Raw genomic sequence first — 21,315 nt, forward strand, 5'->3', positions numbered from 1 at the left:
TGCTGGGCGTTTTCGCTTTTCACAGAAAAGGGGAAACGCCCTAACCCCTTGTTTTCTCGATTTCCCGAATGGAAAGCACGCAAATGAGCTGTGGATAAACCGTCAGCGGACCTGATCGAGAAGGCGCTTGCATTCGAGGAGGTCGAACAGGGCTTCCTGCAAAAGCGCCTGATCGTCCTTGCCGATACTCGACTTGCCGACCGATATTTCCGCATCGCCGCCACCGCCGAAGCCAAAAAAACGGCCGCTTGGCTTGGCCTTCGGACGGCCGACGACCTCGTCCCCATCGGTATCGACGACACGCGGTTCGGCGACTTCCTTTTCACCGCTCGCCGCCATGATGGCTTCCATGGTTGCGAGATCACCGGAGGCGATGGCCGCCACGAAGCGGTTACCATTGGCTTTCAGCAGCTTCTGTACGCCCTTAATGGTGTAGCCATGGTCATAAAGAAGGTGACGGATACCCTTCAGGAGATCGATATCGTCAGGGCGGTAATAACGGCGGCCCCCGCCCCGTTTCATCGGCTTGATCTGCGGAAAGCGTGTTTCCCAGAAACGCAGCACATGCTGCGGCAGGTTCAACTCATCCGCCACTTCACTGATCGTCCGAAACGCGTCGGGGCTTTTATCCAAATTTCCACTCCCATCCGAACCGGAGCGCCATGCATCCGGCCGGACACTGAACGAGAACGCTTTTCACACGCCGGTCAAACATCGCGCGACATCCGTTCTGAACCCGCGCAGACGCCATTGCGGCGAGATACAAATCACTAAAATTGATTATGATGTGAGTCGACCGGATTTCAACGGCTTGCACGTTGAAATTCAAGCATGTTCACAAGAAGAATGGGAAAAAGGCTTACGATACGACAAAAATGCGTGTCGCTTATAACTCTAGAGAAGGATTATGCTCCGGCCTTCTGGCCCTTCTGCTTGGCCTTGCGGGCCGTATGGGCCTTCAGAATGCGCTGCTTCAGCACATTCGAGGCCTTGAAGGTCATGACGCGACGTGGGGAGATCGGAACTTCCTCGCCCGTCTTGGGGTTGCGGCCGATACGCTCGTTCTTTTCCCGGATTTGAAACGTCGCGAAGGAAGAAAGCTTGACGACTTCGCCGCGGGTGATCGCGTTGCAAATTTCGTCAATGATCGTCTCGACCAGTTCAGCGGATTCGGTGCGGGACAGCCCGACTTTACGAAACACAGATTCTGCAAGATCTGCGCGTGTCACTGTCTTCCCGGCCATTTTTCCCCACAAACCGTGTCTGAACTCTTCTCTAGGAGCCGCCGAGATTATTTCCCTTGTGGCGACCGGTCAAGGGATTGTTCCAGATTCATTTGAGGCTTTCGGCAATCAGTGCAAGGGCTTAGGGCGAGTGATACGCTTTTGACACAGGCTCGGGCCGCTCCGGCGCGTCCGATCAAGGCGTGAGCGCGAAAATCACAACCGAATTCGCGCCATCGCCCCAGCAAACGCGAAAATCGCGCCTTTACCAGCGCAGCAGCACCGCGCCCCAGGTGAAGCCGCCGCCCATGGCCTCCAGCATCACCAGATCGCCCTTCTTGATGCGTCCATCACCGGCGGCAACGGCGAGCGCCAGCGGAATGGAGGCGGCCGAGGTGTTGCCGTGCTGATCGACGGTGATCACGACTTTTTCCGGGTCTATGTTAAGCTTCTTGGCTGAACCGTCGATGATGCGCTTGTTGGCCTGGTGCGGAACCAGCCAGTCGAGATCGTCGGCCGTTGTGCCGGTCGCCTCGAAGGCCTGCTCGATGACGTCGGTGATCATGCCAACGGCGTGCTTGAATACTTCCCGGCCTTCCATGCGCAGATGACCGACCGTGCCTGTGGTGGAAGGACCGCCATCGACATAGAGCTTTTCCTTGTGCGAGCCGTCGGAGCGCAGCTGTGCGGTCAGGATGCCGCGATCGGCGGAGGTGCCTTCACCCTCACCGGCCTCCAGAACCAGCGCGCCGGCGCCGTCACCGAAGAGGACGCAGGTCGTGCGGTCCTTCCAGTCGAGGATGCGCGAGAAGGTCTCAGAGCCGATCACCAGAACGCGCTTGGCCATGCCGCCGCGAATATAGAGATCGGCGGTCGATACGGCATAAACGAAACCGGAGCAGACGGCCTGCATGTCGAAGGCGAAACCGTGGGTCATGCCAAGACGGTTCTGGATGTTCACCGCCGTTGCCGGAAAGGTGTTATCCGGGGTCGAGGTGGCCAGAATGATGAGGTCGATATCGTCGGGCGTGAGGCCGGCATTGTCGAGGGCGGCACGCGCCGCCGCTTCGCCGAGAGACGCGGTGGTTTCACCTTCGCCGGCGATATAACGCTGACGGATGCCAGTGCGCTGCACGATCCATTCGTCTGACGTCTCGACGACACCTTCGATTTCACTGTTGGTCATGACACGCTTCGGAAGCGCTGCCCCGAAACCACGAACTATAGAGCGGATCATTCCCTTATTCCTCGTCAGCCACGAGAGCTTCGGGCGCCGGGGGCGGAAGCCGTCTTGCGTGGTAAATTTTCAAATCATTCTCAATCTTGGCCGTCAGGCCGTTATGAACCATGTCGTAGCCGACATCCACGGCGGAGGCAAAACCAACGGCATCCGTGCCGCCATGGCTCTTGATGACGATGCCGTTGAGGCCCAGAAACACGCCGCCATTGACCTTGCGCGGGTCCATCTTTTCCCTCAGCACATCGAAGGCACTTTTTGCGAGGATATAACCGATCTTGGCGAAGAAGCTGCGGGAGATCGCCTCGCGCAGAAGCGTGGTGATCTGGCGCGCGGTGCCTTCGGCGGCCTTGAGCGCGATATTGCCGGTGAAACCTTCGGTCACCACCACATCCACCGTGCCCTTGCCGATATCGTCGCCTTCGACAAACCCGCGATAATCGATGGTGGCGAGATCGGCCTCGCGGATCAGACGTCCGGCCTCACGCACCTCTTCCTGACCCTTGACCTCCTCGACGCCGACATTCAGCAGGCCGACGGTCGGACGGTCGATATCGAACAGCGCACGCGCCATGGCGCCGCCCATCAGGGCGAAATCGAGAAGCTGCTGGGAATCGGCGCCGATCGTGGCGCCGACATCAAGAACGATGCTTTCGCCTTTCAGCGTCGGCCAGATGCCGGCAATCGCCGGGCGCTCCACCCGCGCCATGGTGCGCAAACAGAATTTCGCCATGGCCATCAAGGCGCCGGTATTGCCGGCGGAAACGGCGACATCGGCTTCACCGAGCTTCACGGCTTCAATGGCGCGCCACATGCTGGAGACGTAGCGGCCGCGGCGCAGCGCCTGGCTCGGTTTCTCGTCCATGCTGACCGAGACTTCACAATCGTGAAAGACCGACTTTTCCCGAAGCGTGGGATATTGTGCCAGAATGGGGTCGCATTTGCTCTTCTGCCCGTAGAGCAGAAAAGTTACATCGTTGTGCCGTTCAAGCGCCTTGGCGGCACCGGGTATGGCAACATCTGGGCCGAAATCGCCACCCATGACGTCAATTGCAATTCTGATCACTCGTCCCTTATCCTTCTTGCCGCCAACCAAGCGGATTTCGCGCGAAAATACCTTTTCCGGCTCTTGTTACAATAAAATTATTTCAGCCCGGCTGGGCCATTCAGTCTTTTTTCCAATCTTTCAACACGGCAAAGGGCGATGGCGGCTTGTCATCGTCGGCCTCTTTTTCAGCCTTTTCGGCAAATTCCACATTCGGCTTGCGCGGATAAGGGTCGATGGCAAGGGCCGCAAATTCGGCAACCACGGCACCGACATCGATGCTGTCGCCGGTGAACTGGTCGGGAATGTCGGGACCATCGGGATCGAGTACGATCTCGCCTTCTTCGTTCGTCACCATCCGCGCCAGCTTCGATCCTTCCGGCACGAAAATATGCTCCACGGTCTCATCGATCTTGCTCGAAACCGGTTCCAGCGTCACGACGCAGGATTGAGTGACCGCCGCATGCACTTCGCCCTTGATCTTGATGCCATCCTTCTTCCAGCGGGTTACCTGCAGCTCCGCCTTCAGATATTCGACGGAGACCACATCCCAGAATTTCGCAAGCGCCTTCAACTCCTCGGCGCTGGCTTCGAGACCAATCCTGACCGGATTGGCGGAAATATGGCCTACCTTGACGGGATAGGAAAAAGGCAGATCATCATTTGCGGGGTGTCGCGCGTTCATCGTGAACCTCATTGTCCAGGCAGGGGCAGCGTCAGGCTTCCGGTTGCTATCGTTTCTTCGGACTGGGCGGCAAGCTCCGTGGATGCATCCATCATCCAGCCTGCCAGCCCTTCCATCTCGGGTGCCTTCTCATCTACCTGCGGATATATATTGCGCCGGAGCGCCGCGGCAAGGGCGACACGGTCGGAAGCATCCAGCGCCGCCGCATAGGATTCCAGCCGCCCATAGAACATGCCGGCGAATTTCTTCATGCGTTTCGGCACACCCTGATCGCCTATCCCCAATTCGCGGATGGAATGATCGAGGTCCTGAAAAAAGGCGTCGACGATCTCCTGGGCGATTTCCTGCCCGCTGACACCTGACGATTTGGTGCGGCGAAAATAGAGAATCATGATGACCGACAGCATCTCGAAGCGGCCCATGACCGTGTCGGGCACACCGAAGTCGAGATAAAACCCGGGCGCGCGGGCGGCAGCCGTCAAGGTCGCATATTGCCGGTCGACTATGGCGCGATTGTTGTTTTTCTGTCTGAACAGCCCGAATATCATCGTTTTTTTTCCGAAGGGGACGGGTGAATTCGCTTACCGCCCATCGCACTTGTTGCATGATCGTCAAAGCTGGTTTACCGAAGCATCCACGAATTGCAATGCTGTCACGGTCACGTTCGTCTTTGGGCTGAAACAGTCGAAGAGAACCGGAGGAGTTCCAGAAGGTCGGGAAAGCATTGAATTTGGGGGGTGATCGGGATTTTCCGTCCCCGGATTGACACAATCATGTGCACAGACACTGTGCACCACGCAATGCCGGAAGGTGCCATTCATGATCGCAGTCGGGGAAAAGCAGTTGAGCAAGCAGAAATCCGCAAGTCACGGCAAAATTCTGAGCAAGACCGCCATCGCAATCGTGCTCGCATCCGGCCTGCTTTCCGCCTGCACGAGCACGACAGACGTATTTCACAACGGCTACGTCATGGACGAGCAGGCCCTCCAGCTGATCCCCGAAGGTTCCAGCCGTGAGCAGGTTCTCCTGACCATGGGCACGCCTTCCACCACGGCGACTTTCGGCAACGAGGTGTTCTATTACATCTCGCAGAAGCGCGTACGCCGCGCGGCTTTCATGAAGCCGTCGCTGGTCGAGCAGAACATTCTCGCCATCTACTTCAACAAGGACGGCGTGATCGAGCGCAAGGCCAATTATACGCTGCAGGACGGCAAGGTATTCGACACGATTTCGCGCACCACGCCGACGGGCGGCAAGGACCTCACCTTCCTGCAGCAGCTGCTTTCCGGCGGCACCTCGGGCGCCAATATCGCCAAGAGCATTCTCGGTCAGGGTGGGAACACACCCTGATCGGAAGAAGGATAATAAATTCAAAGGCCCGGGGAGCGATCCCCGGGCCTTTTCATTTGGCGGAAACGTCAGCCTTCAGTGGGCAAGAACAGCCAGCAGCAGCAGCGCCACGATATTGGTGATCTTGATAGCCGGGTTGACGGCCGGACCCGCGGTATCCTTGTAGGGATCGCCGACCGTATCGCCCGTTACCGATGCCTTGTGCGCCTCGGAACCCTTGACGTGGCGCACGCCGTCCTTGTCGATGAAGCCATCTTCGAAGCTCTTCTTGGCGTTGTCCCAGGCGCCACCACCCGACGTCATGGAAATTGCCACGAACAGCCCGTTGATGATGACACCCAGCAGGGACGCACCCAGCGCGGCAAAGGCTGATGCCTTGGAGCCCGAGATCAGCAGAACGCCGAAATAAACCACGAGCGGCGCCAGAACCGGCAGAAGCGACGGAATGACCATTTCCCTGATCGCCGCCTTGGTCAAAAGGTCCACGGCCCTGCCGTAGTCCGGCTTTTCCGTGCCGGCCATGATGCCGGGTTTTTCGCGGAACTGGCGGCGGACCTCCTCAACGATGGCGCTTGCCGCCTTGCCCACCGCCGTCATGGCGATGCCGCCGAAGAGATAGGGAATGAGACCACCGAACAGCAGGCCGGCAACCACGTAAGGATTGGCGAGGCTGAAGGAAATCTCGCCTATATCCTTGAAGTAGGGATAGGTCTCGCCATTGGCGGCGAAATAGGAGAGGTCGTTGGCATAGGCCGCAAATAGCACCAATGCGCCGAGACCAGCCGAACCGATGGCGTAACCCTTGGTCACCGCCTTGGTGGTGTTGCCAACGGCGTCCAGCGCATCGGTCGCCTTGCGCACGTCGGGATCGAGACCGGCCATTTCAGCGATACCGCCCGCATTGTCCGTGACCGGGCCGAAGGCGTCGAGCGCGACGATCATGCCCGCCAACCCGAGCATGGCGGTGACGGCGATGCCGGTGCCGAACAGGCCGCCGAGCTGGTAGGTTCCGATGATGCCGCCGACGATGACGATGGCCGGCAGCGCCGTCGATTCCAGCGAGACCGCAAGGCCCTGGATGACGTTGGTGCCGTGGCCGGTAACCGATGCCTGGGCGATGGAGTTGACCGGTCGCTTGTTGGTGCCGGTGTAATATTCGGTAATGACGACGATCAGCGCCGTTACGACGAGGCCAACCAAGCCGCAGAAGAAGAGGTTGGTGCCGGTGATCTCCATGCCGGCCACCGTGCCGATCGCTCCCCAGCCGACCGTGGCATAGGTTGCCACGGCAAGGCCGACGACGGAGAAGATGCCGGTTGCGATGAGCCCCTTGTAGAGCGCGCCCATGATGGAATTGTTGGTGCCGAGCTTGACGAAGAATGTACCGGCAATCGAGGTCAGGATGCAGGCACCGCAGATCGCCAGCGGATAGACCATGGCGCTTTCCAGAATCGGCGTTCCCGCAAAGAAGATCGCGGCGAGAACCATGGTCGCGACCACGGAGACAGCATAGGTTTCGAACAGGTCGGCCGCCATACCGGCGCAATCACCGACGTTATCGCCGACATTGTCGGCAATGGTCGCCGGGTTGCGCGGATCGTCCTCGGGAATGCCCGCTTCCACCTTGCCGACGAGATCGCCGCCGACATCCGCACCCTTGGTGAATATGCCGCCGCCGAGACGGGCGAAGATGGAGATCAGCGAAGCGCCGAAACCGAGCGACACCAGCGCGTCGATAACAGCGCGCGAGCCGGGTGGATGGCCAAGGACGGACGTCAGAACGAAATAATAGATGGAAACGCCAAGCAGCGCGAGGCCGGCGACCAGCATGCCGGTAATGGCGCCCGACTTGAAGGCGATATCGAGGCCGGCACCAAGGCTATGAGATGCGGCCTGCGCGGTACGCAGATTGGCGCGCACGGAAACATGCATGCCGACGAAACCGGCGACGCCGGACAAGACTGCACCGATAACGAAACCGATAGCTGCGATGGCCGACAACAGATACCAGGCAAGAACGGCGACGATCAATCCGACGATGGCGATGGTGAGATATTGACGGGTGAGATAAGCCTGCGCACCTTCACGGATAAAACCTGCTATTTCACGCATACGCTCGTTGCCCTGATCGGCATCGAGAACGCTCTTGGTCGCCCATACCGCGTAAACCACGGACAGGACACCGCATAAAATTACGATGGGTATTACGGTCATGCGCACTTACCTCCCAAAAGGCCGGGTCTCACTCCCTCCCCGGCGTGGCGAAACCTTGTGCAGGGAGATGCGGACGGCCTGTCCCAAATCCCGTCTTGGGCATTTGTTCCCCTCCCAAGGAAAAATGTCCTCGCAGCGGAGATTGCGTTGGCGCGAGGTGTCGCGTCAAGCCCACAAATTTGCCTGAAACTTGAAAGGGGTAGAGCGTGGCGCGAGACTCAGGCCGCTTTTTTGCGACTTGTCAGGACGAGCGACAGGACAAGCAGAAGGCAAAGCCCGGCAACCGGCCAAATAACGAGGTTCATTACCGACCAGCCCCAGGCCGTAAACACCTTGCCGGAAGAGAAGGATGACAGGGCCACCGTGCCGAACAGCACGATATCGTGGAAGCCCTGCACCTTGTCCGCCTCATGCGGGCGATAGCTTGACGTGATGATTGCGGTTGCGCCGATGAAGCCGAAATTCCAACCGAGGCCGAGCAGGATGAGCGCCGCCCAGAAGTTCCACAACTCGATGCCCATATGCGCGACGATGGCGCAGGCCATCAGCACGATGAGGCCCGCCGCGACGATTTTTTCCGAACCGAATCGGGAAATCAGCATGCCGGTGAAGAAGCTCGGGCCGAACATGGCGAGAACGTGCCACTGGATGCCAAGCGTGGCGAGTTCCGTCGGGAAGCCGCAGCCGACTACCATGGCGAGCGGTGCGCCGGTCATCATGAAGGTCATCAAGGCGTAGGAGCCTATGCCGCAGATCATGCCCGTGATGAAACGCTGGGTTCGGACGATTTCCGACAGCGGCCTTGGCGCCTCAGCGTGCGTGGCGGCAGCCTTGGGATCGGGCAGTTTCAAGAACGCCAAAATGACAATGGATAAAAGCCCCAGCGGAACGAGCGCGATAAAGGCCCCCGCAAAGGTGACCGGCGCAAGCAGGTCCTTGCCGAAAATCGCGAGCTGTGGTCCGACGATGGCCGAGATGATGCCGCCAGCCAGAATCCAGGAGATCGCTTTGGGTTTGTAGAAGGATGGCGAGGCGTCAGCTGCGGCGAAGCGAATTTTTTGCGTAAAGCCGCCGGAAATGCCGATCAGCAGCAGACCGAGGGCAAACAGCCAGAAATCGGAGCGGAAGAGCGCGACCGCGGCAATGCCGCCGCCGACAGAGCACATCAGCGCCCCGACCATGAAGCCTGCCTTGCGGCCGAGGAAGCGGGATGCGGCCGCCACGCAGATCGCGCCGAGCGCAACGCCGATATTGAAGCCGGTGAGAGGCGCGGTCGCCAGCGACTTGTCCGTCCCGAGCAACTGATAGCCGGCAAGCGCGCCGACCGAAAAGCTTAAGGGCGCGGCCGATCCCATGATCGCCTGCGCCATGGTCAGGAGGAAGACATTGCGCTTCGCCTCGTCCAGTTGAACTTCAAGTCCGGGGACGGAAACCGCGCTCATCTCTTCCTCATTTGTTTTAGAGAATTTTCGCATTTCCGGACGGAAAAGCGGATTCCGTTTTTCCTCGAAATGCTCTCATTCAGCGTTTTGCCTCGCCGCGAACCTGTTTGGCAATGCGATCCAGAACCGCGTTCACCAGCTTGGGCTCGTCATGCTCGAAGAAAGCGCGGGCGATTTCGACATATTCCGTGACGATGACGGCAACCGGCACGTCCTTGCGCTCGAGAATCTCGAAGGTGCCGGCACGCAGTATGGCGCGCACGGTGGCATCGAGGCGCGACAGCGGCCAGTCTTCCAGAAGGGCGGAGCGCACCAAGGGATCGATCTTCGTCTGATCGCGGACGACGCCGGAAACAATCGAACGGAACCATGAAGGATCGGCCTTCAGGTAGGTATCGCCATCGACTTCCTGGCCGAGACGGTGCGCCTCATATTCGGCAACAACTTCCATCACACCGGTTCCGCCGACATCCATCTGGTACAGCGCCTGCACGGCCGCAAGGCGGGCCGCGCCGCGCTGGTTGGCGGGCTTTACCGAAGGCTGGCGCGGTTCGCCGCCGTTTTCAACATCCGACATGCGTTCAGCCACCCAGTTTCTTCTTCAGCTCAATCATCGTCAGAGCCGCACGGGCCGCGAAGCCGCCCTTGTCCTTGTCGGAGCGGCGCACGCGCGCCCAGGCCTGCTCGTCATTTTCGACGGTGAGGATGCCATTGCCGATCGGCAGCGATTCGCTGACGGCGAGATCCATCAGGGCGCGGGAGGATTCATTGGCGACGATATCGAAGTGATAGGTCTCACCACGAATGACCATGCCGAGCGCAACGAAACCGTCATACTCCGTGCCGTCATTGTCTGCGCCATCGAGCGCCATCGCGATGGCCGCGGGGATTTCCAGCGCGCCGGGAACGGTGATGACGTCATAGGTGGCGCCGGCTTCATCAAGCGCGAACTTCGCGCCTTCGAGAAGCGCATCCGCCATATCGTCGTAAAAACGTGCTTCCACGATAAGAAGATGGGGTTGGGACATGATATTTTCCTGAAAAGCTTGACGCCGGATCATACCGGCTTTTGCGGCGGTCAAACCACGGCTGGCCGTTTTTGGCAAGTAATTTCATGTGTCACCGGCGCGAGAGGCCGCGTTTGCGGGGCATTTGGCCGGGTTTCACGCCTTCCGGCGCGGCTCCGCGACAATCAGGTTTTCTGGAAGGCGAGATGGACGCCAAGCCCCATCAGCACCGTCCCGGCAGCGCGGCGGGCAAGCACCTGCACCGCGCTAGAACGCTTCAAACGTCCGACCATGGCGCCCGCCAGAAGGACACCGACGAGATCGGCCGAGGAAAAAATGAAATTGACGGCGATGCCGAGGATCAGGAACTGCAACCAGACCGGAAAGGCAGCCGCCGGATCGACAAATTGCGGCAGGAAGGCCAGAAAGAACAGCGCCGTCTTCGGATTGAGCACATCGACGATGATGCTGTCGATAAAGGCGCGGCGGGCCGATTTCGGCTCGATGGTCAGATTGACCGCCTCGCCCTCGAGCTTGCTGCGCAGCATCGAGAAACCGAGCCAGACGAGATAAAGCGCGCCGCAGAGCTTCACGGCGAGATAAAGCCAGGGAACGGCCTGAAACAGCACCGAAAGCCCTGCCGCAGAAGCGAAAATGTGGAAATAGCAGCCGACATGGATGCCAAGCACCGCCATCAGCCCGGCAAACCGGCCGCGCGCCATGGTTTGCGCCGCCGCATAAAGCATGGCGGGACCGGGGATATAGGCGAACAAGGCGGTGGTTATGAAAAAGGCTGTCAGCAGTTCGAAGGACGGCATGATGTATTTCCCCTACCCCGTTTGGAGCCCCAAAACGTCTTTATAACGTTTACGCTCCAATCGGAAGCAGGGTGTCGGACAAGAATTGATCTGCCGCGACGTCCGCTGACTCATCGTCCTCAGTTTAAGCCGGCGGAAATTCTGCAAGCCTTGCGGCGTAACGCGCCATGGTGTCGACTTCGAAATTCACGAAATCGCCCGGCTGGCGTTCGCCCCAGGTGGTGACGGCGAGCGTATGGCGGATCAACAGCACGTCGAAATCTGTGCCTTCGACGGCGTTGACGGTCAGCGAGGTGCCGTCGAGCGCCACGGAACCCTTGGGCGCCACGAATTTCGCCAGATGCTCCGGAGCGCGCAGGCGAATGCGCACCGCCTCGCCTTCGGGTTCCACCGAAAGTATTTCCGCCTTGCCATCGACATGGCCGGAAACGATGTGGCCGCCAAGCTCATCGCCGATCTTCAGCGCCCGTTCCAGATTGACATGGGTACCCTTTTGCCAGCCGGCAATCGTTGTCAGGCGCAGCGCCTCTTCCCAGGCCTCGACCTCGTACCAGCGCTCATTGCTGCCGTCCTCCGGCAGTCTCGTCACCGTCAGGCAGACGCCGCCATGGGAGATCGATGCGCCCATATCGATGGTCTTTGGATCGTAATTGGTCGCCACCCGCAGACGCACGCCTTCGGCCAGAGCTTCCAGCTCGGATACGGTTCCGACATCGGTGACAATTCCGGTAAACATCAAATCGGCCTTTCATAACAGAAGCAGCGATCCGGCCCATGGGCGGTCTCGCTGACCAGAGCATAGTCGCCCGTGATATCGGCACGGTTGAGCGGCGTTTCAATGCCGCCCTCACCGATCACGACCGGGCTTTCGAACAGCATGATACGGTCCACCAGCCCGGCTTCAAGGAATGATTTTGCTGCAAAAGCGCCGCCTTCGACCAGAAGTTCCGACATGCCGCTTTCGGCAAGGGTTTGGAGGAGGTTTTCGAGCGTTGGGGCTTCAAGAATCTGGACGCCGGCGTCGGTGAGAAGTTGGCGGCGGCGGTCGCGGCTACCCCCCTCTGCCCTGCCGGGCATCTCCCCCTCAAGGGGGGAGATCGATGGGGCGCTGCCTTGCCAGACCTTGAAGGTTGACGAATGAGAGGTGGAGTCGAAATTTGAGCGAGCGGCCAGCCCCTTGCCGATCTCCCCCCTTGAGGGGGAGATGCCCGGCAGGGCAGAGGGGGGTAACGCCGCAACGATCACCGGCACCTCCCGCGCTGTCTTCACCAGCTTCGATGTCAGCGGCAACTCAAACTGCCGATCCAGCACGATGCGAACCGGCGAACGATCCTCGAGACCAGCTATTCGGACCGTCAGTTCGGGATCATCCCCAATGGCCGTCCTGATACCAACGAGAATGCAGTCGCAGCGCGCCCGCAGCTCATGCACGGCATGGCGAGACTCGGGACCGGTGATCGCTACCTGCCCCTCGCCCTGCCTGCCGATCATGCCATCGGCAGAAATTGCAATCTTCAGAATCACATGCGGGCGTTTTTTCATCTGGCGCGTAAGGTAGCCTGCCAGCGCCCTTTTACCTTCGTCCCGCAACAGGCCGGTTTCCACGACAATACCGGCATCGCGCAATATCTGATAACCGCGGCCGGAAACGCGCTCATCGGGATCATCCACCGCCACCACGACACGGGCGACGCCGTATTCCACCAAGGCATTGGCGCAGGGCGGGGTTTTGCCCCAGTGGGAACAGGGTTCGAGCGTCACATAGGCGGTGGCGCCGCGCGCCGCCTCTCCGGCGATTGCCAGCGCCTGCCGTTCGGCATGCGGGCGGCCGCCAACGGCGGTCACGGCCTCGGCGATGATTTGCCCGTCTTTGACGAGAACACAGCCGACGGAGGGATTAGTGAGCGTTTGGCCCTGATGGCGAAGCGAAACCTCGATGGCGCGGGCCATGAACCGTTCGTCATCGGCACGGGTGGTCACGGCTAGACTCCGGCGTCCGTATCGCGGGCGATCTTGGCGTTGATTTCGGCGATAACGTTCTCGAAATCCTCGGCATGGCTGAAATCGCGATAGACCGAAGCGTAACGCACGAAGGCCACATCATCGAGGCTTTTCAGTGCTTCAAGAACCTGCAGGCCGATTTCTTCCGAGGGAATTTCCGTCTCGCCGGAGCTTTCGAGACGACGGGCGATGCCTGACACAGCCCGCTCGATCCGGTCGCGATCGACCGGGCGTTTGCGCAGCGCGATCTCGAAGGAACGCACCAGCTTTTCCCGGTCGAAGGGCAGCTTGCGGCCGCTTTTCTTGATGACCATCAACTCGCGCAGTTGCACGCGCTCATAGGTCGTGAAGCGGCCGCCGCAATCGGGGCAGATGCGCCGCCGGCGGATGGAGGTATTGTCCTCCGCCGGACGCGAGTCCTTGACCTGTGTGTCTTCGGAACCGCAAAATGGGCAGCGCATCGTCTTTTTTCCTTACATGTACGGGTACATCGGGAAACGGTCGGTCAGGCCGACGACCTTTTCACGCACCGCAGCCTCGACGGCGGCGTTGCCCTCGTCCGAATTGGCGACCTTCAGACCATCGAGAACCTCGACGATCAGCTTGCCGATTTCTCGGAATTCCGCTTCCTTGAAACCGCGCGTCGTGCCGGCCGGCGTGCCGAGACGGACACCCGAGGTGACGAAGGGCTTTTCCGGATCGAAAGGAATGCCGTTCTTGTTGCAGGTGATGTAAGCGCGGCCAAGAGCTGCTTCCGCGCGCTTGCCGGTGGCGTTCTTCTTGCGAAGGTCAACCAGCATCAGGTGGTTGTCCGTGCCGCCGGAAACGACATCCAGACCGCCTTCGATCAGGGTTTCGGCCAGCGCCTTGGCGTTCTTCACCACCTGTGCGGCATAATCCTTGAACTCCGGCTGCAAAGCTTCACCGAAGGCAACGGCCTTGGCGGCGATGACATGCATCAGCGGGCCGCCCTGCAGGCCGGGGAAGACGGCCGAGTTGAACTTCTTGGCCAGATCCTCGTCATTGGTGAGGATCATGCCGCCACGCGGGCCACGCAGAGACTTGTGCGTGGTGGTGGTGGCAACATGGCAATGCGGGAACGGCGACGGATGCTGGCCACCGGCAACGAGACCGGCGATGTGGGCCATGTCGACCATCAGATAAGCGCCGACTTCATCGGCGATCTCGCGGAAACGCTTCCAGTCCCAGACGCGCGAATAGGCGGTGCCACCGGCGAGGATGAGCTTCGGCCGGGTTTCCTTGGCCTTGCGCTCCACCTCGTCCATGTCGAGAAGATTGTCGCCTTCGCGCACGCCGTAGGACACGACGTTAAACCACTTGCCGGACATGTTGACCGGCGAACCATGCGTCAGGTGACCGCCCGAATTCAGGTCGAGGCCCATGAAGGTATCGCCCGGCTGCAGGAGTGCGAGGAACACGGCCTGGTTCATCTGCGAACCGGAGTTCGGCTGGACGTTGGCGAAGTTGACGCCGAACAGCTTCTTGGCGCGCTCGATGGCGAGCTCTTCAGCGATGTCTACGAACTGGCAGCCGCCGTAATAACGCTTGCCCGGATAACCTTCCGCATATTTGTTGGTCATGATCGAACCCTGCGCTTCGAGCACGGCGCGGGAAACGATATTTTCCGATGCGATCAGTTCGATCTCGTGGCGCTGGCGACCCAGTTCCTTCTCGATCGCGCCGAAAATATCCGGATCGGCTTCGGCAAGCGGGCGGGAGAAGAAAGCATCTGTGTTCGACATGATGAAGGCTCCTGAAACAGTAATGCGATGGCGTCTTAGCGCCCTGCCCGGACAAGAGCAATACGGGCAGCGAGATTTGCCCGTCAAACTGCGACGTTGGGGCGAAAAGTGACAGTTGTTTTCGCCATCGACAAAGAAAAAGCCGCACCAGGATGGCGCGGCTCTCTCTCTATCCGAAAATGAGGGATGACCCTCAATTGCGCGGCAGCAGATCGTCGTCCACGGCACCTGCCGGCTGCTCCATGCCCGCGGTGGTGTTGAGCGCCAGTTCGGCATTGCCGTCCTTGCCGTAGATATCGTCGCGGAACTGAACCACGCCGTCCTTTGCCGACCATGCGGTGATATAGACGAAATAAACGGGAACTTCCTGAGCGAGCTTTATCGGCGTGTTGACGCGGGTGGCGATGACGCGTTCCATCTCCTGGCGCGACCAGCCGGGCGTGTCGCGCAGCAGCCAGCTCGTCAGGTCGCGCACGTTCTGCACGCGCACACAGCCGGAGGATTCGAAACGCATCAGCTTGTTGAACAGGCCCTGCTGCGGCGTGTCGTGCATATATTCGTTATTGGGATTGTGGAAGTTGATCTTCGTGGACGACATGGCGTTGATCTTGCCGGGGTCCTGACGGAACATCAGGTTCGGAGCCTTCGGCGCGAACCAGTCGACTGCGGTTGGCGACACTTCCTGTCCCTTACCGTCGATGAGGCGGATATTGTTCCGCTCCAGATAGGTCGGGTCCTTCTGCATCAACGGCACGATGTCCTTTTCGACGATCGAGCGCGGTGCGGTCCAGTAAGGGTTCAGGATGACTTCGTAAATCTTGGAGTTGATCACATGGGTCGGACGGCTGGCGCGACCGACGACGGCCGTGTTGCGCAACACGACGCGTTCATTCTCCACTGCCTCGATGGCGGCGGCCGGGATATTCACCATCAGGTGACGCTGGCCGAGATCGCCCGACATGGACTGGATGCGAACAAGGTTGGTCTGTAGCTGCGCCAGACGAATCTGCGCGGAAACATTGAGCGCCTTCGTGGTGTATTCGCCGATGACGCCATCTGCCGGAAGACCGTGACGGGCCTGAAAACGCTTCAGCGCGCCATCGACATAGGAATCGAAGGCGCTGGAGATGCCGGCTTCGCGCGGCAGGTCGCCGGACACCATCAGTCGCTGACGCAGCGCCTGCACGGAAGGATCGGAGACGCCTATCTGGAGACGCTGCTGCGACGCGGGCACTTCCGGCCAGCCGCCATTCTGCACTATCTGCTGATATTGCATGATCGCCTGCTGCATATAGACAGGCGCTTCGCGTCCAAGAACCGGATTGTTGGAAACGACACCCACGGCCGAACGCGAGGAATTGGCATCGAACTGGTCATCCCAATTGCCACGGCGCGACGAGCCCATGAGATCGTTCAGCGCGTTCTGCGCAAGAGCCGGCGCAGCGAGTGCTGCAACACCAACGGAAACGGCCGAACGCAGAAGCGTGCGGCGCGATACGGATTCGGAAACGGTTTTTTTTGTCATTCTACCTACCAGCCACTCTCTTCGGCATTATCAACAATGCCTAAATCAATATGATTAACAAACACGTACAGCGTGTCTGCCGGCTGGTAGTACTCACCACCCATCTGTTGGGCGCTATTGTCTGGCAGAACAGTCGGCACTTGCCGCAACAGCAGGAGAAACAGCCGGCTCCTTCACCTTTGCCGGTCCCATATCAATATGGCCGATTCGTGTCACGGGCCTCACCTCACGAAGCTTTGTTCGCCTGAAAAACAGCGCGAAGGCCCGAACAAGGGTTATGCGTGACAGAGAAAACCGCGGAACGCGGAATCCGCAAGCCAGAAGCCGGAAGCAAAATAATGCTCCCGGCTTAAACAGTGGAACCGTCTTGCGGTTACAGGCGGTAAGCGATCGAGTCGTTCCAGAAGCGATCGAGGCGCTGCAGCAGCTTGTTCATCTCGGAGAACTCGCCGGTGCCGATGCCGCCGACCTTTTCGATCGAGCCGACGTGGCGTTCATAAAGGCGGGCGACCGTTTCGGCGATTTCCTGGCCCTTTTCGGTCAGGCTGATGCGGACCGAGCGGCGGTCGACGCGCGAACGCTGGTGGTTGATGAGACCGAGATCGACCAGCTTCTTGACGTTATAGGAGACATTCGAGCCGAGGTAATAACCACGCGAACGAAGCTCGCCAGCCGTCAGTTCGGAATTGCCGATGTTGAACAGCAGCAGGGCCTGAACGGCGTTGACGTCATCGCGACCCTGACGGTCGAACTCGTCCTTGATGACATCGAGGAGGCGGCGGTGGAGGCGTTCCACCAGGTGCAGCGACTCCATGTAGAGCGAGCGGATGGTATCTTCATGTGCATCGGCAACAACGGCCTGCGGCTTAACTTTGCTATTGATCATGACTGCCTCACTGTTTTGTTTGGCGGTGTGTTTGTTTGTCTCCCGCCTTGAGTGAGAACCTAATCAATGCGCATAAAATTCTACTTAAAAGCTACGATTAACAAATGCTTACCTGCATTTTCCCCGGAGGGCCAAACTTGTGGCGAAGCGGGAACGCCCTGAGCGTGAACATTATAAATCAATGACTTAACGGGAAAAATTGGCGTGAAAACGGACCGAATTGCTTTATTCTTATGGTAAATCAATTCTTGCGCGTTCTTCATTCTGGCGGTGATCCAGCCAGAAAGCGACCAGGAATAGTATATAAATGGTTGCCACGAGACCGTGCATGACGGGCACCAGCGTGTTGGCACCGAAGATATGCGGCCATACCTTATACATGGCGATCTGCGCACCCGCGCCCATGACCCACATGACCGCGCCCCAGGAGGCTCCGAGCCATAGACCGAGTGCTGCGACGGGGAAAATAACGGCCAGCGCGCTGCCAGCCACGCGCCAGGGCAGGTTCAGCATATCGAACCGCCCATGGCCGCCAAGCGAATAACCTGTCAGCATCGCCCAATATTGCAGGCCGAACCAGAAACAGGAAACCGCAACCAGCCTCATGAAGACCAGAAAGAGGATTTCCGCGAGCGGGCGTTTCGGCAGAGGTTGAGAATCAGGTTCCATGGCCGGAAGATACGGTCTCGACGAACGGGCGACCAGCCCATATTGAATCTCGCCGCCCACCTTGTCAAAGCATCATCGTCGTCGCAGGACGCTGATGAGGGAAGATTGTCGCATTCGCATGGGCCACGCTTCATGATATGCAGCTTTCGAAATTTGATCGAAGGACATTCTGACATGCAGGACAAAACGCATCTGGTCGACGAGATCACCGGCCATCGCCGCATGCGGCGCAATCGCAAGGCGGATTGGACGCGCCGTCTGGTGCAGGAAAATCGCCTGACCGTTGACGATCTCATCTGGCCGGTCTTCATCGTGCCGGGCAGCAATATTGTCGAACCCATCCCCGCCATGCCCGGTGTCAACCGCATGAGCGTCGACCGGCTGGTGGAAGCAGCGAAGGAAGCCGCCGATCTCGGCATTCCCGCCATCGCCACCTTCCCGAATATCGAGATGGAGCTGCGCGACGAGACCGGCTCCAATGCCCTCGAGGCCAACAATCTCATCAATCAGGCAACGATCGCAGTTAAAAAAGCCGTTCCCAACATCGGCATGATCACCGATGTCGCGCTCGACCCTTTTACCAGCCACGGCCATGACGGTATTTTGCGTGGCGACGAGATCGTCAACGACGAGACTGTGGATCAGGTCGTCAGGGCGGCCATCCTTCAGGCGGAGGCAGGCTCGGACATTATCTCCCCTTCCGAGATGATGGATGGCCGCATCGGCGCCATTCGCCGTGGTCTCGACGCCGCCGGGCACCAGAATGTCGGCATCATGGCCTATGCGACGAAATTCTCGTCGGGCTATTACGGCCCCTATCGCGAGGCAATCTCGACGGCGGGCCTGCTGAAGGGCGACAAGAACAGCTATTACATCAGCCCCGCCAATGGCATGGAGGCTATCCGCGACGCAGCACTCGACGTGGAGGAAGGCGCCGATATGCTGATGGTCAAGCCCGGCCTGCCCTATCTCGATATCTGCTGGCGGCTGAAGGAGAATTTCGGCCTGCCGACATTCGCCTATCAGGTGTCCGGCGAATATACCCAGATCAAGGCGGCCGCCATGAACGGCTGGATCGACGGCGAGCGGGTGATGATGGAAACACTTCTCTGTTTCAAGCGTGCGGGCTGCGATGGCGTACTCACCTATTTCGCCATTGAGGCCGCACGCAAACTGGCAAAGGGCTAAAGCCCACGCTTATTGTATTCGGTCGTTTTCTTCCCATATTGTCTGCTGACACGGCACTCATGCCGCGCTGTCATGCCCTCTCAGGAGAAAACGACCGATGAGCCTCGACCAGAACCCCACCTATGCCGCACCGGATGACTGGCGCGCCTATAGCGGCGTCCTGAGCCGGCGGGTCTTCGCGTTTCTGATCGATTACGCGATCGTGCTCCTCTTGTGTATCCCGGCTGCCGTGATCGTCTTCTTCCTCGGCATTATCACGCTGGGTCTCGGCTTCTTCCTTTATCCGGCGCTGTTCGTGATCGTTGCGGTGCTCTATTTCGGCATGACACTCGGCGGCCCGTCGCAGGCCACCCCGGGGATGCGGGCGATGGGGATTGCGATGGCGCGCATGGACGGACGGCGAATCGATTTCCTGCTGTCGACCGTTCACATCGTGCTTTTCTGGGTCATTAACTCGGTTTTGACGCCGCTGATCCTGCTTGCAGGCCTGTTTACCGAGCGCTCGCGCCTCGTTCACGACTTCCTGCTTGGCACCGTTATCGTCAGAACGCGCTAATATGGCGGAAAGCCGCGTAAACGCGGCTTTCAGCCCTTACAATACCTCATCCCGCAGTTGACGTTTTCCGTCATTTTGCCATTCTGTGGCATTATGCATGTCGCTTGAAGCGCCGCCGCCGGCCCCGTGAAATCGCGGCGCGCTTTCATAACAGACGCAGGAGGCGATCACGGTTCGATGAACACGCAGGCGACGCCCTCTCCCCAATTCTATCTTACGGCGCCGGCCACCTGCCCCTATCTGCCGAACCAGATGGAGCGGAAGGTCTTCACCCATCTGGTCGGCCCGCGCGCCGCGGAAATGAACGACCTTTTGACCCAGGGCGGTTTCAGGCGCTCGCAGAACATCGCCTATCGCCCGGCCTGCGAAACCTGTCGCGCCTGCGTGTCCGTGCGTATCCTCTCCGAGCAGTTCCAGCCGACCAAATCGATGCGACGCGCTCTTGCCGCCAACAGCGATGTCGTCGCAACAGTTCATGCCGCCGAACCCTCCACAGAACAATTCGCCCTCTTCCGCCGCTACCTCGACCACCGGCACCAGTCCGGCGGCATGTCCGACATGTCGGCGCTGGACTATGCGATCATGGTGGAAGACACGCATGTGAACACCCGCATCATCGAATACCGCGTGAGAGAACCCGGTTCCGGCATCGATTCCAGCAAGCGCGGCGAACTGCTGGCCGTGGCACTCAGCGACGTGATGAGCGACGGCCTGTCGATGGTCTATTCGTTCTTCAATCCGGAGCTGGAAAAACGCTCGCTCGGCACCTTCATGATCATCGATCACATCACCCGCACCCGCGCACTCGGCCTGCCGCATGTCTATCTTGGCTACTGGGTCGATGGTTCGGAAAAGATGGGCTACAAGACCCGCTACCATCCGCAGGAGCATCTGACGCCGCGCGGGTGGGAGGTTTATACGCCCGAAGAAAAGTAACCGGCATTTGGAATTGTCACATCCAACCTCCGGAAATCGTACATTGTGTGCGAAGCTTAGCCCTGTTATAACACCGTTATAACAGGAGCTATCGTCATGAACATAACGATCCGCAAAATCGGCAATTCCGAAGGCATCATCATTCCGAAGGAAGTTCTGGATCGCATGGGTCTCAAGGCCGGCGACGCGCTGGAACTCAGAGAAACTGCCGGCAATATCGAACTCGTTCCCGAGCATGCGGAACTGAGAGAACAGCTTGAAGCCGCCCGGCGTGGTATGAAAAAATACCATACAGCTCTGAGAGAACTCGCCAAGTGAGCAATATAAAGTGGCTCTCCCGTGTCGCCATCGAAGTTATACATCAAGAGCAATTAGCCGAACACGGTGGCTTGCCGGGCCTCAAGGATGAAAACGCACTCGAGGCAGCTTTGGCGCGTCCATTGCACAAAGCTGCCTATAGAGAAGAGGAACCACTGAAACTCGCCGCCGCTTATCTTTACGGTATAGCGCGCAACCATCCCTTTTCCGACGGTAACAAACGCACGGCTTTTCTTGCCGCCTACACTTTCCTTTTTATCAACGGACTTGAAGTCGTTGCCGAGCAAGCGGACATCGTGGCTTTTGTTCTCGATGTCGCTGCAGGTGAGATCGATGAGGACGGCGCATACCGTTTTCTCAAAGATCACACTATACCGCTCCATTGAACAGAAACGCCGCATATCGTTTCGATACGCGGCGCTTCATCGATAACCTGTCAATACCAGACGGCT

The 21,315-nt window shown here is 59.1% G+C and carries 24 protein-coding genes; 6 read left to right on the forward strand and 18 right to left on the reverse strand.

Annotated features, from left to right (window positions below; translation table 11 throughout):
• Positions 1 to 102: 102 nt before the first annotated feature.
• The 6 genes from PL597_RS16915 to PL597_RS16940 form a co-directional block, all read right to left on the reverse strand.
• A complete protein-coding gene (locus PL597_RS16915) occupies positions 103 to 633 on the reverse strand; it encodes a MerR family transcriptional regulator (protein ID WP_077982504.1) in 531 nt (176 codons plus the stop codon).
• Between the two features lie 272 nt (positions 634 to 905).
• Positions 906 to 1,244, reverse strand: a complete 339-nt coding sequence (locus PL597_RS16920; RefSeq protein WP_003502236.1) for an integration host factor subunit alpha — start codon at positions 1,242 to 1,244, stop codon at positions 906 to 908.
• A 244-nt stretch (positions 1,245 to 1,488) separates the two neighbouring features.
• Complete coding sequence (locus PL597_RS16925; RefSeq protein ID WP_077982505.1) at positions 1,489 to 2,460, reverse strand: beta-ketoacyl-ACP synthase III; 972 nt, start codon at positions 2,458 to 2,460, stop codon at positions 1,489 to 1,491.
• 4 nt (positions 2,461 to 2,464) lie between these two features.
• Positions 2,465 to 3,526: a phosphate acyltransferase PlsX gene (gene plsX / locus PL597_RS16930; protein ID WP_269824223.1), complete on the reverse strand. Its 1,062-nt coding sequence runs from the start codon at positions 3,524 to 3,526 to the stop codon at positions 2,465 to 2,467.
• A 100-nt stretch (positions 3,527 to 3,626) separates the two neighbouring features.
• Positions 3,627 to 4,190: a YceD family protein gene (locus PL597_RS16935; RefSeq protein ID WP_077982507.1), complete on the reverse strand. Its 564-nt coding sequence runs from the start codon at positions 4,188 to 4,190 to the stop codon at positions 3,627 to 3,629.
• Between the two features lie 8 nt (positions 4,191 to 4,198).
• Complete coding sequence (locus tag PL597_RS16940) at positions 4,199 to 4,738, reverse strand: ubiquinol-cytochrome C chaperone family protein (protein ID WP_269824222.1); 540 nt, start codon at positions 4,736 to 4,738, stop codon at positions 4,199 to 4,201.
• A 271-nt stretch (positions 4,739 to 5,009) separates the two neighbouring features.
• On the opposite strand from PL597_RS16940, the gene PL597_RS16945 reads away from it, so the two are divergent.
• Entirely contained in the window at positions 5,010 to 5,540 is a 531-nt protein-coding gene (locus tag PL597_RS16945; protein ID WP_077982509.1) for an outer membrane protein assembly factor BamE, read from the forward strand.
• Positions 5,541 to 5,615: 75 nt separating this feature from the next.
• Here PL597_RS16945 and PL597_RS16950 read toward each other — a convergent pair whose 3' ends face one another.
• From PL597_RS16950 to PL597_RS17005, 12 genes are all read right to left on the reverse strand, one after another.
• Entirely contained in the window at positions 5,616 to 7,754 is a 2,139-nt protein-coding gene (locus tag PL597_RS16950; protein ID WP_271365771.1) for a sodium-translocating pyrophosphatase, read from the reverse strand.
• A 218-nt stretch (positions 7,755 to 7,972) separates the two neighbouring features.
• Complete coding sequence (locus PL597_RS16955; protein ID WP_077982511.1) at positions 7,973 to 9,196, reverse strand: MFS transporter; 1,224 nt, start codon at positions 9,194 to 9,196, stop codon at positions 7,973 to 7,975.
• A gap of 79 nt (positions 9,197 to 9,275) precedes the next feature.
• Entirely contained in the window at positions 9,276 to 9,773 is a 498-nt protein-coding gene (gene nusB / locus PL597_RS16960; protein ID WP_010971444.1) for a transcription antitermination factor NusB, read from the reverse strand.
• Between the two features lie 4 nt (positions 9,774 to 9,777).
• Entirely contained in the window at positions 9,778 to 10,224 is a 447-nt protein-coding gene (gene ribH, locus PL597_RS16965) for a 6,7-dimethyl-8-ribityllumazine synthase (protein ID WP_077982966.1), read from the reverse strand.
• A gap of 164 nt (positions 10,225 to 10,388) precedes the next feature.
• Positions 10,389 to 11,021, reverse strand: a complete 633-nt coding sequence (locus PL597_RS16970) for a LysE family translocator (protein WP_173988679.1) — start codon at positions 11,019 to 11,021, stop codon at positions 10,389 to 10,391.
• A 124-nt stretch (positions 11,022 to 11,145) separates the two neighbouring features.
• On the reverse strand, positions 11,146 to 11,757 hold the full coding sequence (locus PL597_RS16975) for a riboflavin synthase (protein ID WP_142912554.1): 612 nt from the start codon (positions 11,755 to 11,757) through the stop codon (positions 11,146 to 11,148).
• Positions 11,757 to 13,001 (reverse strand): bifunctional diaminohydroxyphosphoribosylaminopyrimidine deaminase/5-amino-6-(5-phosphoribosylamino)uracil reductase RibD, encoded by a 1,245-nt coding sequence (ribD, locus tag PL597_RS16980; protein WP_271365773.1) that lies wholly within the window; start codon positions 12,999 to 13,001, stop codon positions 11,757 to 11,759. Before ribD ends, PL597_RS16975 begins: the two co-directional genes overlap by 1 nt.
• Before the next feature lie 2 nt (positions 13,002 to 13,003).
• Complete coding sequence (gene nrdR / locus PL597_RS16985) at positions 13,004 to 13,483, reverse strand: transcriptional regulator NrdR (RefSeq protein WP_006312828.1); 480 nt, start codon at positions 13,481 to 13,483, stop codon at positions 13,004 to 13,006.
• A 12-nt stretch (positions 13,484 to 13,495) separates the two neighbouring features.
• On the reverse strand, positions 13,496 to 14,785 hold the full coding sequence (gene glyA, locus PL597_RS16990; protein WP_077982515.1) for a serine hydroxymethyltransferase: 1,290 nt from the start codon (positions 14,783 to 14,785) through the stop codon (positions 13,496 to 13,498).
• Between the two features lie 193 nt (positions 14,786 to 14,978).
• Entirely contained in the window at positions 14,979 to 16,310 is a 1,332-nt protein-coding gene (locus PL597_RS16995) for a L,D-transpeptidase family protein (protein WP_077982516.1), read from the reverse strand.
• A gap of 373 nt (positions 16,311 to 16,683) precedes the next feature.
• Positions 16,684 to 17,193 (reverse strand): transcriptional regulator LdtR, encoded by a 510-nt coding sequence (gene ldtR, locus PL597_RS17000; RefSeq protein WP_026363448.1) that lies wholly within the window; start codon positions 17,191 to 17,193, stop codon positions 16,684 to 16,686.
• Positions 17,194 to 17,427: 234 nt separating this feature from the next.
• Positions 17,428 to 17,865: a DUF6163 family protein gene (locus tag PL597_RS17005; protein ID WP_077982517.1), complete on the reverse strand. Its 438-nt coding sequence runs from the start codon at positions 17,863 to 17,865 to the stop codon at positions 17,428 to 17,430.
• 174 nt (positions 17,866 to 18,039) lie between these two features.
• On the opposite strand from PL597_RS17005, the gene hemB reads away from it, so the two are divergent.
• The 5 genes from hemB (at position 18,040) to PL597_RS17030 (ending at position 21,249) form a co-directional block, all read left to right on the forward strand.
• Positions 18,040 to 19,053, forward strand: coding sequence for a porphobilinogen synthase (gene hemB / locus PL597_RS17010; protein ID WP_077982518.1), 1,014 nt, complete (start codon positions 18,040 to 18,042; stop codon positions 19,051 to 19,053).
• A 97-nt stretch (positions 19,054 to 19,150) separates the two neighbouring features.
• On the forward strand, positions 19,151 to 19,609 hold the full coding sequence (locus PL597_RS17015) for an RDD family protein (protein WP_077982519.1): 459 nt from the start codon (positions 19,151 to 19,153) through the stop codon (positions 19,607 to 19,609).
• Positions 19,610 to 19,786: 177 nt separating this feature from the next.
• Positions 19,787 to 20,545: an arginyltransferase gene (locus tag PL597_RS17020; protein WP_271365774.1), complete on the forward strand. Its 759-nt coding sequence runs from the start codon at positions 19,787 to 19,789 to the stop codon at positions 20,543 to 20,545.
• Positions 20,546 to 20,641: 96 nt separating this feature from the next.
• Entirely contained in the window at positions 20,642 to 20,863 is a 222-nt protein-coding gene (locus PL597_RS17025; protein WP_059752528.1) for an AbrB/MazE/SpoVT family DNA-binding domain-containing protein, read from the forward strand.
• Positions 20,860 to 21,249: a type II toxin-antitoxin system death-on-curing family toxin gene (locus PL597_RS17030; protein WP_271365775.1), complete on the forward strand. Its 390-nt coding sequence runs from the start codon at positions 20,860 to 20,862 to the stop codon at positions 21,247 to 21,249. The genes PL597_RS17025 and PL597_RS17030 overlap by 4 nt, the downstream gene beginning before the upstream one ends.
• Positions 21,250 to 21,315: the final 66 nt, after the last annotated feature.

The organism is Agrobacterium sp. ST15.13.013, assembly GCF_027956525.1.
GTDB lineage: Bacteria > Pseudomonadota > Alphaproteobacteria > Rhizobiales > Rhizobiaceae > Agrobacterium > Agrobacterium salinitolerans.